This is a genomic window from Nocardioides sp. (genome assembly GCF_047602075.1).
GTDB lineage: Bacteria > Actinomycetota > Actinomycetes > Propionibacteriales > Nocardioidaceae > Nocardioides.
In genome coordinates this window covers 159,016-173,233 of sequence record NZ_JASGIF010000001.1, presented here as the reverse complement: position 1 = coordinate 173,233, position 14,218 = coordinate 159,016, and the positions used below count along the sequence as shown (strand labels likewise).

Sequence of the window (14,218 nt, the reverse complement as noted above, 5' to 3'; positions counted from 1 at the left end):
GCGCGGAATTGGCCTTGGAATAAATAGCCAATCGTGCGAGAGTGGCCTTCATGCCTACCAGCGTGTCCCGTGTCGTGACCGCGAGCCGGGTGGCCGAAGTGGTCGGCACGCTGACCCGACCGGCGTACGCCTCACTCGCCGACGCCCTCCGGCTCGCGATCGGCGACGGACGCATCCCGGTCGACGTGCGACTGCCCAGCGAGCGGGAGCTCTGCGAGCGTCTCGGCGTCTCCCGCACCACCGCGACCCGGGCCTACGCGCTGCTCACCGAGCAGGGGTACGCCGCCGCGCGACGCGGTGCGGGCACCTTCACCCGGATCCCCGGCGGCCGGGCCCGGACCCTCGATCGGGCGCTGACCACACGAGTCGGCGACGATCTCGCCGTCGACCTCAACTGCGCCGCCTCGAGTGCCCCACCGGGGCTGGCGGCCGCCTACCAGGCCGCGGTGGCCGACCTGCCGGCATACCTCTCCGGGCATGGCTACTACCCCGCCGGCCTGCCCGAGCTGCAACGGCTGCTCGCCGAGGGCTACACACAACGAGGGCTGCCGACCGCCGCGGGCCAGATGATCGTCACGCCCGGCGCGCAGACCGCCACCGCGATCGCGGCGCGGGCGCTGGTCCGCCCGGGTGACCGGGTGCTCGTAGAGGTGCCGGGCTATCCCAACGCCGCGGCGGCCTTCGCGGGCGCGGGCGCCCGACTCAGCCCGGTGCCGGTGGGGCCACAGGGCTGGGACTTGGACCTGCTCGAGTCGACCGCCCGGCGGCTCCGGCCGAAGGTGGCCTACCTGGTGCCCGACTTCCACAATCCCACCGGCCAGCTGATGTCGGAGGAGCAGCGTGCCCGGGCCGCGCGTGCCCTGGCCGATGCCCGCACCGTGGTCGTGGTCGACGAGTCGCACCAGCAGCTCGCGCTGGCGGACCGGCAGATGCCCCGGCCGCTGGCCGCCCACGTCGCTGCCGCCGGTGGCACAGCGCTGACCGTCGGCGCCGCCAGCAAGGTGCTGTGGGGTGGTTTGCGGATGGGCTGGACTCGAGTCGACCCGGACCTGGCCGAGGCGTTCACCCGTGCCCGGCTCACCCTCGACCTGGGCACTCCGGTGTTGGAGCAGCTGGCCCTGGTCCACCTGCTCGGCGACCTGGCACCCACGCTCGCCTTCCATCGAGAGCGGCTGCGCGAGCAGCGCGACGCGTTGGCCGATGCTCTCCGCGAGCAACTGCCGGACTGGGACTTCGAGCTGCCGCAGGGTGGGCTGGCGCTGTGGTGCCGGTTGCCGACACCGAACGCCGCCGCGCTCACCGAGGAGGCCGAGCGCCGCGGCCTGGCCGTCGCCGCGGGGCCGGTGTTCGCACCGCAGGGCGGGCTGGCAGCGTGGGTGCGAGTCCCCTACACCCGCCCCGTCGGCGAGTTGCGGCGGGCCGTGGAGATCCTCGCCGAAGCCTGGCCGATCGTCCGTGGCGAAGGCCTCGACGCGACGTCGACGGCCCGCCGCCGAGTCCGCTCGATCGTCGCCTGAACGTTCTCAGCGCAGGTTGGCGGCCCGGACCGAGGTGGCGGAGATGGCGTCCTCGACCTCGGCCAGCGTCTCGGCCGGGATGGGTGAGTCGACCGACAGCGCGACGAGGGCGGCGCCGCCCCGCTCGTCGCGGGCGACCTGCATGCTCGCGATGTTGACCTTGGCGTCCCCGAGGATCCGGCCGAGGATGCCGACCACGCCCGGCCGGTCCTCATAGCGCAGGAAGGCCAGGTGATCGGTGGGCTCCAGGTCGACGTCGAAGTCGTTGACCTCGACCAGCCGCTCCCGCTGGGCGATCCCGACCAGGGTGCCGCTCACCGAGACCTGCGACCCGTCGGCGAGCGTGCCCCGGATCGTGATCAGGTTGCGGTGATCGGGGCTGTCGATGTCGGTGACGAGGCGCACGGCGGTGCCCCGCTCAGCGGCCAGGAGCGGCGCGTTCACATAGGACACCTGCTCCTCGACGACGTCGGCGAAGATGCCTTTCAGCGCGGCCAGCTCGAGCACCTTGACGTCGTACTCCGTGATCTCACCACGGACCTCGACGTCGACGGACTGCGCAACCTCGCCGGCGAGGGCGGTGAAGATCCGGCCCAGCCGCTCGGTCAGCGGGATGCCCGGGCGGACCTCCTCGGCGATGACACCGCCCTGCACATTGACGGCGTCGGGCACCAGCTCCCCGGAGAGGGCGAGCCGGACCGAACGGGCCACGGCGATGCCTGCCTTCTCCTGCGCCTCGTCGGTAGAGGCGCCGAGGTGCGGGGTGGCGACCACGTTCTCCAGCTCGAAGAGCGGGCTGTCGGTGCACGGCTCGGTGGCAAACACGTCGAGCCCGGCCGCGGCGACCCGACCCTCCTTGAGGGCGGCGTAGAGCGCGTCCTCGTCGACGATCCCGCCACGAGCCGCGTTGACCAGCACCAGTGATGGCTTGACCTTGGCCAACTGCTCGGCACCGATCAGTCCCACCGTCTCGGGAGTCTTCGGCAGGTGCACCGACATGAAGTCGGAGGCGGCCAACAGGGTGTCCAGGTCGACGAGCCGGACGCCCATCTGCGCGGCCCGGCCGGGCTGCACGTAAGGGTCGTAGGCGATCACCGACGTGCCGAAGGCGTTCAGCCGCTGGGCGACGAGGACGCCGATGCGACCCAGCCCGACGATGCCGACGGTCTTCTCGTAGAGCTCGGTGCCGGCATACTTCGACCGCTTCCACTCGCCCTCCTTGAGGGCGGCGTGGGCCGGCGAGATGTGGCGGGCGGCAGCCAGCATCAGCGCCACGGTCAGCTCGGCAGCGGAGACGATGTTGGAGGTCGGGGCGTTGACCACCATCACCCCGCTCTGGGTGGCGGTCTTGACGTCGACGTTGTCGAGGCCGACGCCGGCGCGGGCCACCACCTTCAGCCGCGGCGCCGCAGCCAGGGCCTCGGCGTCGATCTTGGTGGCCGAGCGCACCAGCACGGCATCGGAGTCCGCGAGCGCCGGAAGCAGCTCACCGCGATCCGCACCGTTGCAGTGCCGGATCTCGAAGTCGGCGCCGAGCTCGGCCACCGTCGCGGGGCTGAGCTGTTCGGCGATGAGGACGACAGGCTTGCTCACAGCGTGACCTCGGAGGTGTCAGAGAAGAAGTGAAGGTGGCACGACGCTGTGCCCGGACAACTCTACCCGTCCACCGGCCACCCAGCGGTGAGTGGTCCACATCCACGCAGAGCGCGGTGCTGTGGTGGCTCTGACCCATCTCCCGCGGTGCTGTGGTGGCTGAGGACCCGGCTTGCAGGGCACTTTGCCACCACAAGGCCGCGGCAGCCGAAGGAAGACCGCGGCAGACCGGCGTCGACCTCAGCGCAAGCGGGCGGTGAAGGTGTGGTTCGTGGTGCGAGTCTTGTGCTTCCCCGGCCCGATCGACTGCTCCTTGAGGGTCGCATAGAACTGCACGAACAGGTTGTACTTGCCCGACGTCACGCTCTTGGTGATCTTGCCCCGCTTGGCGTTCGAACTCGTGCTCACCAGCACGTTCCCGTCGTTGTCGGCCAGGTAGATATCGGCCAGCTGGCCGGCGCCCTTGTGGTGCCAAGTCAGGTCGGAGATCCCCCGCTGCGCGCACCTTTTCCGCGTCGGAGCAGGTAGCCGCCGGCCGTCGGACCGACCAGCGGCTGCCACCCCACAGCCACCCAGCCGCTACCGAGCGCGCCCGCGAGACACTCGCGCAGCGCCCGCCGCCAAGCCGCGGCGGTGGCCGGATCGCGCCGACGCAGCCCGACGTAGTCACCCGGGACCTCGACCCGGATCAGCCCCGCGCCCTCGGCCGAGGATCGGATGGGCGCGCCCTCGGCGCCAGCCGCGAGCACCGCCACCGCGTCATCGGTCGCCACCGTCGGTGGTGGCCAGGGGCGATCGAGCTGCCAGACCACCACTACCCGGTCGGTGGGGTCGCCGGCGTTGTAGTCGTCGTCCAACTCCCCGTAGAAGTCGGGGTGGTAGGTGAGCGGAAGAGCTCCCAGACGCCCGAGATTGAAGGCGGCGTTACGCGCCAGGATCGGGTCGAAGGTCCACCGGATCTGGTGGAGGTCCTGGCCGAGCGCCCACTCCCGCTGGTGCAGCTTCACGGCGAGTCCCACCCCGGTCCGCTCTCGACCAGGGCGCACGCCGACGATGTGGGAGTGCAGGTGAAGCGGGCCACCGACGTCGTCTCGACCGAGCCACCCGGCTCCCGCGCCGACCAACTCGCCGTCGCGGAAGGCACCGCCGACATAGCCCCCGGCATGGGCGAGTGCGCGCAGGACGTCGGCCGTCAGGGACGCCTCGGCGGCACCCCAGGTCTGCGTCCACAGGTCATTGGCTGCCTGCAGCTCGGCCGGATCGGTCAGCTCCCGCACGACCAGGTCGGCACCGGTTGGGCGAAGCTCCGCACCGGTCATGACACCGACGCCGATCCGGCGTACACCTTCCGCGCAACGGTGAACTCGTCGAGCGCATCGAGGTCGACGGTGACCCCCGAGCCGGCTCCTTGCGGCACTCGTAGGCAGCCGTCTTCGAGCTCGAATGCCTCGGTCAGGTCACGCTCGAAGTAGCGCGAGGTTGCCGAGATGTCGCTGGGATAGGTGAATCCGGGCAGCGCCGCCAGGGCAAGGTTCTGGGCGCGACCGACCCCGGACTCCAACATTCCGCCACACCACACGGCGACGCTCGCGGCGGCGCAGACGTCGTGGATCCGGCGGGCCTCCAGATAGCCGCCGACGCGGGCCGGCTTGATGTTGACCACGCTGCAGGCACCGGTCTCGATAGCGCGCAGGGCGTCGCGCGCCGACTTCACCGACTCGTCCAGGCAGACCGGCACGCCGGTCGACCTCGCCAGCCGCTCGTGGCTGCGCAGGTCCAGAGCCGGGAAGGGCTGCTCGATCATGCTCAACCCGAACCGCTCGAACGAGGCGAGGTGCGACACCTCGGCGGGCCCGTAGGCACCGTTGCCGTCGACCTGCAGGTCGAACTCGTCACCGAACTCCGCTCGCACCCGCTTCAGCAGGGCGACGTCCCAGCCAGGCTGGACCTTGAGCTTGATCCGCGGATAGCCCTCGTCGAGGTAGCCGGCGACGAGGTCGACCAGCTCGTCCAGGGTGTCGGTGATGCCGACCGAGACCCCGACGGGCACCGAATCCCGGACGCCGCCCAGGTAGGCGCTCAGGTTCATCCCCGCGGCGCGCAGCTCGGCGTCGAGCACCGCCATCTCCAGCGCCGACTTGGTGGCATGGTGACCCACGACCCCGCGCAGCAGGTGCGCGACGGCAGATCCGGTCACCTCGCGACCGAGCAGTCGTGGCGCCATGATCGTGCCGAGGGCCGGCCAGGTCGCGTCGATGAACTCGTGACCGAAGATCGGTTCGTCCTCCACGGCAAGGTCGGCCCAACCGGGTCCGCGGTCGGTGTCGACCCGCACCAGCATGGCGCGGCGGGAGACCTCCAGGCTCTGCGAGGTGCGGAAGGGCGTGACCAGCGGCATGTCCACCACCCGCGCCTCGATCTGGCGGATCTGCATCAGGCGAACATATCCTCCGCCAAGAAGTGCCCCTTCGTCGGCGCGGGCGGCACGGCGAAGATCCCCGAGCCGACATGGGCGATGTACTCGTTGAGTCGGTCCGAGGCTCCCAGTCGACGCTGGAGCGCGATGAACGAGGCTGGAGTGCGCTGGTAGCTCACGAAGAGTAGACCGGCATCGAGCTGACCGAGGTCGTTGATGCCGTCGGTGAAGTTGTAGGACCGCCTGAGGATCTTGATGCCGTCGTTGTTCTCGTGGGCGGCTAGAGCGACGTGAGAGGTCGGGTCGATCACCAGGTCCCCCGACGCGTCCGTGGCACTGAAGTCCGGGGTGTCGAACTCGCTCTTCCCGGTCAGTGGTGCACCGGAGATCTTCTTGCGGGCGAAGATGCCCTGCTGGTCGGTGATGTCGTCGGCGTCCCAGATCTCGATGTCCATCCGAATCTTGCGGACGACCTGGTAGGTCCCGCCCGTCATCCAGTCCACGTCGGTGCCGTCACCGAGCCAGACGTGCTCGTCGAGTTCCCCGGCCGAGGTGAGATTGCGGGTGCCGTCCTTGAAGCCGAGCAGATTGCGGGGGGTGGTCTGACCGCTTCCGGCGGAGGCGCGACCGAAGCCGAGCACCACCCATCGGGTGTTCGCCGAGCCGCGGGCCATCCGAGCCAGGTCCCTGATCGCGTGGTAGGCCACCTGGGGGTCGTCGGCACAGGCTTGGAGGCTGAGGTCTCCACCGGTCAGCGGCGGCCTCAACTGGTCGCTCGGCAGCTCCGGCAGGTCCTCCAGCAGGCGCGGTCTCCGGTCCGCCAGCCCGAACCGCTCGTCGAAGAGGCCCGGCCCGAGCCCGAGGGTCACCGTCAGCCCGCTGGGGGCCAGGTCGAGCGCTTCTCCGGTGTCTGCGGCCACGGCACCCGAGCGCGTGGGCTCGATCGAGCCGACCGGTAGCCCCGCCATCAGCTGCGCGATCGCCGCAGACCAGCGGGCGAGCAGCACCTTGACCGCCTCTGCCGTCACGGCGGTCACGTCGAAGGTCATGAACACGCAGTACCGCTGCGGCAGCGTGGCTATCCCGGCCTGATGCCCGCCGGTGTAGAACTCGTATCGCCGTGACAGGTCGAGGATCTCGCCGGCCTCCCCGGGTTCGGCTGTCGCCCGACCAGTGAAGAAGCCGGCCGCCGCCCCCGCCACGCCGAGGGCACCTGCGCCGGCCACCAGCCGTCGCCGAGACAGTCCCCGGGCGGGCGCCGCGGGGACCGTCTCGGACGACGACCCGTCGGGACGGGAGTTGCTCATCTCAGGCCGTCGCCACCTTCTCTGCCAGCCGCGACAGCGAGTCCTGCAACGCCTGGACACTCTGGCTCAGCTTGTTGGCATCAGTCTTGCGCAGAGCCGGCGTGTACAACACATAGCCCCCCAGAGCGTTCGGGTCCCGGTAGTCATCCAACATGTCGTCGACCGCATCGAACCGATCGGTGATGGTGGCGGTCAGCTCGGGATCGATCTGCTCCAGACCGGGTTGGAGGTAGGCGAAGGCCTCCTTGGCGCCCTCGACGTTGCCGGCGAAGTCGAGCAGGTCGATGTGGCTGAAGGCCTCTTCCTCACCGCTGATCTTGTTTGCCTGGACCTCCTCGAGCAGGCCAGCGGCACCATTGGCGAGGTCCTCGGGTGCGTAGGTGAGCGTCTTGGCGACGTCGACGAGCTTGGTGACGTTCTTGGTCAACTCGGCGGCGTACTTCTTGGTGCCGGCCGTGATCTTCTCGCGACCGAAGAGGTCGCGCTCGATCGCGTGGAAGCCGTGCCAGCCGACCGCCGGATCGATGTTGGAGGCCCGCATGTCGATGAGGTAGTCGAGGTTCCCGTTGTTGTCGGTCGGCTTGAAGCCAGGCAGCACGAAGCCTTCGACATCGGACTCGATCCGCTCGTAGTAGACGCGCGACTGGGCGTAGGCCTCCTGGGCCGCGGCGAGGTCACCGGAGTCGATGGCATCCTGGAGCTTCTTGACACCGTCGAGCATGGCGCTGACCTGCGTGTCGACGTAGGTGCCGTACTCCGTCGCACCCTCCTGCAGCGCCTGCTGGGTGCTGCCTCCCGTCGACTGGCTGGCTTCGCCGGTAACGGTGAAGGGCAGGGACTCCTCCGTGGCGCCAGGGCAGTAGATCTCGTAGTCCCCGCCCCCGAGGGTCAGGGTGAAGTTGACCGGCCCGAGGCCCGGTGCGAGATTCTCCTTCTCACCGAGGATCTTCAGCCCGCTGAGCAGTTCGACCTCGGTAATGCCGGTTGCGCTCTCGTTGGTCACCGTGAAGGTCACCGGCCCCGCCTCGACCGAGTCGGTGTCGAGCGTGCAGGTGTCGCCGGACCCACCGCTGGCCAAGGTGACCGCGACCTGGGCGGCGCCACCGCTGCTGGCGGACGAGCTCTTCGCGTCGGGTGAGGCGTTGCCCGACGAGTCGTCGTCGCCACCACATGAGGTCAGGCCCACGGTGGTCAACACACCGAGGGCGGTCAGCAGTGCGCGCACGCGCATAGATCGGGACATGGATGGACCTTTCATCGTCGGATCAACCACCGACTGAGCGCGCGAACGGCTCGGCGGAGACGGCGGCTTGGGAGGAAAGTCGGACAGCACGCCGACGCCGGAGACCGGCGACGGTGAGCGCTGCCGCGACCAGGAGTAGGAAGCCTGGGAACCAGTGCTTCCACAGGACTCGTTCGCGGGCCGTCGCCTGGGCGGTGGCGATGCGCTCTTGAGCCGAACGAGTGTGAGTCGTCGACACCTGCCAGGAGTCGGCGGAATCCGAGACGGTGATGACGCGTGGCGAGGTCAGACCACCCCCGGTGAGCGTGAGCAGGAGCCGAGTGTCGCTGCCGCCGGCGACCAACCCGCCCTCGAACGTGTCGATCACAGCGCTGCCCTGACTGTGCCAGCTCGCGGAATAGGGCCCGCCAGCGCGGTTGACGTCCAGCCCCACCGGCACCCGATTGCCGGTGTAGGTCAGCAGTTCGTCCAGGGTGAGCGTGTCCGGCCGGTCCTTGATCTCGTCGGCGACGGTCCAGCGTGTGTCCGCGCCCGTGACCGGGCTCGGCTGGGGATCAGCCACCGCGAGCGTGCGCTGGTCACTGCCCTCTCCAAGCGTGAGCGTGCCGTCCCGGGCACTGACGTGCACCTGCGCGGAGCCGCCGCCCTCGAGCGGAGCCGACGTGGAGACGTCGACCTTCGGCAGGGGTACGGCGAGCAGCAGCGCCGCCGCGAGGACGAGCAGACCGACCGCACCGCCGAGTTGAAGCCGCGGCACCGCGGCCGGCGAGGGACGTCGCGAGGCCGGCCAGTAGGTGAACAGCAGCATCGGCACGAGGTAGCAGGCCCAGCCCAACAGCTCGACCGCTCGGGGATCTGCTGGCATGCCCAGCACACCGGTGATCACAGCGGTCCGGATCGCCCCGGGAGGAGCGAGCCAGGAGAGGTCGACCGTGCGGGCCTGACCGAACTGGATCCAGCCCGCTTCATGGGCCGAGCGCAGCGAGGAGAGCACCAGTCCAGCGGCGACGAAGACGAGGAAGACCCCGGTGATCTTGAAGAAGCGGGCCAGGTTGAGCCGGACGCCGCCGGAGTAGATGCCGTAGCCGATCACAGCCGCAGCCACCAGACCCAACGCGGCTCCCGAGGCGGCTGCCGCCGGACTGGTCGCCGCCTGGAAGGTGCTGAGCAGGAAGACGGAGGTCTCGAAGCCCTCGCGGAGTACCGCCAAGAACACCATCACGCTCAACGCCGTGGTGGTGCCGTCGCCGAGTGCGGCGCCGGCGGCGCTCTCCAGATCGTGCTTGAGGTGGCGGGCGTTCTCGCGCATCCACAACACCATGCCGGTCACGAAGCAGACTGCGACGAGGCCGATCACGGCCTCCATCCCCTCCTGGCCAGCTTGAGGCAGACTCTGCTCGACCAGGCGCAGCACGACCCCGACCACCACGCTCAACGCGATCGCGCTCGTCAGCCCGATCCACAGGCCCCGGAGACTGGCGCCGTTGCGACGCAGGAAGGCAGCGATGATCGAGACGATCAACGCGGCTTCGAGCCCCTCCCGGAGGCCGATCACGAACGTGGGTAGCATGCATCCGCTCTCGCCATTGCGGCCGGGCGGCCGCAATCGTCAGGCCCTTAGGCAAGCCTAACCTTCACAGAGCACACTAGCCTACCCGCGGACCGTCCCTGAACCGGCCCGCGGCTGCTGTGAGCGCGCTCACCCGAGAGGTGACCGTCGCTCCCTGGTCAGCAGCGAACGAGCAGCTCACCGTGGAGCACGGCGAACCACCCGTCGGGCTCATCGGCCCAGGCGCGCCAGCCGTCGGCCATCTCCTGCAGCTGGGTAGGCGTCGCACGGCCGGTCTCGAGCAGCTGGTTGCCGAAGGCCGAGTCGAGCAGCCGATCCGCCCACAGGCCGCCCCACCAGGCCCGGTCTGCCGGAGTGGCGAAGGTCCAGGTCGACGAGCTGACCGTGACGTCGTCCAAGCCGGCGGAGTGCGCCCAGGCGAGCAGTCGGCGCCCGGCGTCCGGCTCACCGCCGTTGGCGCGGGCGAGGCCGCGATACAACGCCAGCCATCGATCCAGCTCGGGCGAGACGGGATGCCAGACGAAGGCGGCATAGTCGGAGTCCCGGACCGCGACCACGCCACCCGGTCGGGTGACCCGGGCCAGTTCTCGCAGGGCGCGGACCGGGTCGGCGACGTGCTGCAGCACCTGGTGGGCGTGCACCACGTCGAAGGAGGCGTCGTCGAAGGGTAGGTCGTGTACGTCGCCCCGTCGCACCACAACCTGCTGGAGCCCACGTCGCTCCAACTCAGCTCGCGTCAGCTCGACCGCCTCGGCGGTGTGCTCGAGCGCGGTCACCGGCCCGGGAGCGACCAGTTCGGCCAGATCGGCCGTGATCGTCCCCGGACCGGAGCCCACGTCGAGCAGAGCCTGGCCCGGCTCCAGGTGCGGCAACAGATAGGCGGCAGAGTTGTCAGCCGTCCGCCAGCGGTGTGAGCGCAACACGCTCTCGGCGTGGCCGTGCGTGTAGCGATGCTCCCCCGTCACGACCGGCCTCCCTCGTCTCGCGCCGCAGTCTCAGCGAGTCGCGGTGCCCTCGACGTAGTCGGAGTCGTGGCTCTTCACCCAGGCCATCAGCTTGCGCAGCTCGCGGCCGGTCGCCTCGATCGGGTGCGCCTCGGCCTTGGCGCGCAGCGCCTTGAACTCCGGTGCGCCGGCGTCCTGGTCGTCGATGAACCGCTGGGCGAACGTGCCGTCCTGGATCTCGGCCAGGATCCGCTGCATGTTCTCCTTCACGTGCTCGTCGAGCACGCGGGGGCCGGAGACGTAGTCGCCGTACTCCGCGGTGTCAGAGACCGACCAGCGCTGCTTGGCAATGCCGCCTTCGTACATCAAGTCCACGATCAGCTTGAGCTCGTGGAGGCACTCGAAGTAGGCGACCTCGGGCTGGTAGCCAGCCTCGGTCAGCACTTCGAAGCCGTACATGATCAGCTGCGAGGCACCCCCGCACAGGACGCTCTGCTCACCGAACAGGTCGGTCTCGGTCTCCTCCTTGAACGTCGTCTTGATGCCGCCCGCACGCAGCCCACCGATGCCCTTGGCATACGACAACGCCAGCGGCCAGGCCTGGCCCGTCTCGTCCTTCTCCACCGCCACCAGCACCGGCACACCACGGCCGTCGACATACTCCCGTCGGACCAGGTGACCCGGACCCTTGGGGGCGACCATGAACACGTCCACTCCGGCGGGCGGGGTGATGTAGCCGAACCGGATGTTGAAGCCGTGACCGAAGACCAGCGCCTTGCCCGGCGCGAGGTTCGGCTCGACTGACTCCGCGTAGAGACTGCGCTGGACGTGGTCGGGCGCCAAGATCACGATCACGTCTGCCTCGGCACTGGCTTCGGCCGGCGTCAGCACGCGCAACCCCTCGGCCTCCGCCTTCGCGCGCGACTTCGAACCCTCGGGCAGCCCGACTCGGACATCGACGCCCGAGTCGCGCAGTGACAGCGCGTGGGCATGCCCCTGGCTGCCATACCCGAGGACGGCGACCCGCTTGCCCTGGATCAGGGACAGGTCGGCATCGTCGTCATAGAACATCTCGGCCACGGTGAAACTCTCTTTCTGATACGTGTCCCGCCGTCGGGCGGCGGGATTCTGGAGGGGTCAGGCGCTGGTGGTGGCCACCGGCACGGGTCGGAGGGAGCGCTCGCTGATGGACCGCGGACCGCGGCCGATGGTCACCATCCCGGACTGGACCAGCTCGCGGATGCCGAACGGCTCGATCACGCGGAGGAAGTCGGCGAGCTTGTCGGTGTTGCCGGTGACCTCGATCGTCACCGCGTCCGGCGCCACGTCGACGACTCTGGCCTTGAACAGCTGGACGGCGTCGAGGACCTTGCCCCGGCTGTCGGCGTCGGCCTTGACCTTGACCAGCAGGAGCTCACGGCTCACCGACTGGGCGGGGTCCATCTCCACGATCTTGATCACCTCGACCAGCTTATTCAGCTGCTTGGTGACCTGCTCCAACGGCAGGTCTTCGACGCCGACCACGATGGTCATCCGGGAGATCCCGGGATGCTCGGTCGGGCCGACCGCGAGGCTGTCGATGTTGAAGCCGCGCCGGCTGAACAGGCCGGCGATCCGGGCCAGCACGCCGGGCTTGTTCTCGACCAGCACCGACAGGGTGTGTTTGCTCACCGGTGGTCCTCCCCCGTCCTCACAGGTCGTCCTTGTCGAACTCCGGGGCCAGGTCCCGGGCGTACTTGATGTCGTCGTTGCTGGCGCCGGCGGCCACCATCGGCCAGACCATCGAGTCGCGGTGCACGCGGAAGTCGACCACGACGGGCACGTCGTTGATCTCCATCGCCTTCTCGATGGTGGCGTCCACGTCGTCGGGCGAGTCGCAGGACAGCCCGACACATCCGTAGGCCTCGGCCAGCTTGACGAAGTCGGGGATCCGGCCCGGGGTGTGCGCATGCTGCAGTGTGGTGTTGGAGTAGCGCTCGTTGTAGAACAACGTCTGCCACTGGCGCACCATGCCGAGCGCCTCGTTGTTGATGATGGCGACCTTGACCGGGATGTTCTCGATGGTGCAGGTGGCCAGCTCCTGGTTGGTCATCTGGAAGCAGCCGTCACCGTCGATCGCCCAGACCGTGGAGCCGGGCATGCCGACCTTGGCGCCCATCGCGGCGGGCACGGCGTATCCCATGGTGCCGAGGCCTCCCGAGTTGATCCAGGTGCGTGGGTGCTCGTAGCCGACGTAGTGGGCCGCCCACATCTGGTGCTGGCCGACGCCTGCGACATAGACGGCCTCCGGCCCGACGATCCGGCCCAACTGCTCCAAGACATGCTGTGGGGCCAGGCTGCCGTCCGCCGGGACGTCGTACCCGAGCGGGTAGCGCTGGCGCACACCGACCAGGAACTCCACCCAGGCCTCGTAGTCGCCGGTGTTGCCGGTGGCCGCCTCGGCCTCGAGTGCGACCACGAGCTCGGCGATGACCTCCTTGGCATCGCCCACGATCGGGACGTCGACATAGCGGTTCTTGCCGATCTCGGCGGGGTCGATGTCGGCGTGGATGACCCGGGCGTGGGGGGCGAACGAGTCGAGGTTGCCGGTGACCCGATCGTCGAAGCGGGCGCCCAGGCTGATGATCAGGTCGCTGCGCTGCAGGCCGGCCACCGCGGCGACAGTGCCGTGCATGCCGGGCATGCCGAGGTGCTGGGAGTGGCTGTCGGGGAAGGCACCCCGGGCCATCAACGTGGTGACGACCGGGATGCCGGTGAGCTCGGCCAGCCGCAGCAGCTCCGGCGAGGCGCCGGCCCGGACCGTCCCGCCACCGACATAGAGGACGGGGCGTCGAGACTCCAAGATCAGTCGGGCTGCTTCGCGGACCTGCTTGCTGTGCGGTCGCGTCACGGGGCGATAGCCGGGCAGGCTGAGCTCGGTCGGCCAGTCGAACGTGGTCATCGCCTGCAGCGCGGACTTCGCCACGTCGACCAGCACCGGCCCGGGCCGCCCGGTGGCGGCGATGTGGAATGCCTGGGCGACGGTGCGCGGGATCTCGGCCGGGTCGGTGACCAGATAGCTGTGCTTGGTGATCGGCATCGTGATGCCGCGGATGTCGGCCTCCTGGAAGGCGTCGGTGCCGATCATGGCCGCGCCGACCTGGCCGGTCACCGCCACCATCGGGACCGAGTCCATGTAGGCGTCCGCGAGCGGGGTGACCAGGTTGGTGGCGCCGGGGCCTGAGGTCGCCATGCAGACCCCGACCCGGCCGGTAGCCGAGGCGTAGCCCGACGCCGCGTGGCCGGCACCCTGCTCGTGCCGCACGAGGACGTGCCGGATCTTGCGGGAGTCCATCAGTGGGTCGTACGCCGGGAGGATCGCGCCTCCCGGGATCCCGAAGATGTCGCTGACCCCGGCATGCTCCAGGGACCTGACCAGGCTTTGCGCGCCGGTGATCTGGTCGGCGGCGTCCTGCTCGCTCATCTCTTCTTCCTGTCCTCAGTGGTGCGGCGGTTCGTTGACATCAGCCCAACAAAAAACCCCTCGGCCCCGGGCGGGCGACGAGGGGTGACGCGCAAGCGCGGGAGGGATCTCCCTAACTCACGCGTCGAAGGCGTACGAGGATCTGTGCGCGCATGGACCTACGGT

At 69.5% G+C, this 14,218-nt stretch carries 12 protein-coding genes; 1 reads left to right on the top strand and 11 read right to left on the bottom strand.

Annotated elements, in window-relative coordinates; genetic code table 11:
• The first annotated feature begins 50 nt into the window (after window positions 1-50).
• A complete protein-coding gene (locus tag QM714_RS00990) occupies window positions 51-1,517 on the top strand; it encodes a PLP-dependent aminotransferase family protein (RefSeq protein ID WP_415096737.1) in 1,467 nt (488 codons plus the stop codon).
• Window positions 1,518-1,523: 6 nt separating this feature from the next.
• On the opposite strand, the gene serA is transcribed toward QM714_RS00990, so the two are convergent.
• From serA to QM714_RS00935, 11 genes are all read right to left on the bottom strand, one after another.
• Window positions 1,524-3,110: a phosphoglycerate dehydrogenase gene (serA, locus tag QM714_RS00985; protein WP_415096735.1), complete on the bottom strand. Its 1,587-nt coding sequence runs from the start codon at window positions 3,108-3,110 to the stop codon at window positions 1,524-1,526.
• Between the two features lie 240 nt (window positions 3,111-3,350).
• Complete coding sequence (locus QM714_RS00980) at window positions 3,351-3,518, bottom strand: hypothetical protein (RefSeq protein WP_415096733.1); 168 nt, start codon at window positions 3,516-3,518, stop codon at window positions 3,351-3,353.
• 68 nt (window positions 3,519-3,586) lie between these two features.
• Entirely contained in the window at window positions 3,587-4,429 is an 843-nt protein-coding gene (locus QM714_RS00975) for a GNAT family N-acetyltransferase (protein WP_415096731.1), read from the bottom strand.
• Entirely contained in the window at window positions 4,426-5,544 is a 1,119-nt protein-coding gene (gene menC, locus QM714_RS00970; RefSeq protein WP_415096729.1) for an o-succinylbenzoate synthase, read from the bottom strand. The genes QM714_RS00975 and menC overlap by 4 nt, the downstream gene beginning before the upstream one ends.
• Window positions 5,544-6,833 carry an iron uptake transporter deferrochelatase/peroxidase subunit gene (efeB, locus tag QM714_RS00965; protein ID WP_415096727.1) on the bottom strand — a complete coding sequence of 430 codons (1,290 nt, stop codon included), beginning with the start codon at window positions 6,831-6,833 and terminating at the stop codon, window positions 5,544-5,546. The genes menC and efeB overlap by 1 nt, the downstream gene beginning before the upstream one ends.
• A gap of 1 nt (window position 6,834) precedes the next feature.
• A complete protein-coding gene (efeO, locus tag QM714_RS00960) occupies window positions 6,835-8,076 on the bottom strand; it encodes an iron uptake system protein EfeO (RefSeq protein WP_415096724.1) in 1,242 nt (413 codons plus the stop codon).
• A 22-nt stretch (window positions 8,077-8,098) separates the two neighbouring features.
• Window positions 8,099-9,646 carry an iron uptake transporter permease EfeU gene (gene efeU / locus QM714_RS00955; protein ID WP_415096722.1) on the bottom strand — a complete coding sequence of 516 codons (1,548 nt, stop codon included), beginning with the start codon at window positions 9,644-9,646 and terminating at the stop codon, window positions 8,099-8,101.
• 158 nt (window positions 9,647-9,804) lie between these two features.
• Window positions 9,805-10,611 carry a methyltransferase domain-containing protein gene (locus QM714_RS00950; RefSeq protein ID WP_415096720.1) on the bottom strand — a complete coding sequence of 269 codons (807 nt, stop codon included), beginning with the start codon at window positions 10,609-10,611 and terminating at the stop codon, window positions 9,805-9,807.
• 30 nt (window positions 10,612-10,641) lie between these two features.
• Window positions 10,642-11,670: a ketol-acid reductoisomerase gene (ilvC, locus tag QM714_RS00945; protein ID WP_415096718.1), complete on the bottom strand. Its 1,029-nt coding sequence runs from the start codon at window positions 11,668-11,670 to the stop codon at window positions 10,642-10,644.
• Window positions 11,671-11,727: 57 nt separating this feature from the next.
• A complete protein-coding gene (gene ilvN / locus QM714_RS00940; protein ID WP_415096716.1) occupies window positions 11,728-12,261 on the bottom strand; it encodes an acetolactate synthase small subunit in 534 nt (177 codons plus the stop codon).
• A 19-nt stretch (window positions 12,262-12,280) separates the two neighbouring features.
• Entirely contained in the window at window positions 12,281-14,053 is a 1,773-nt protein-coding gene (locus tag QM714_RS00935) for an acetolactate synthase large subunit (RefSeq protein WP_415096714.1), read from the bottom strand.
• Between the last annotated feature and the right edge of the window lie 165 nt (window positions 14,054-14,218).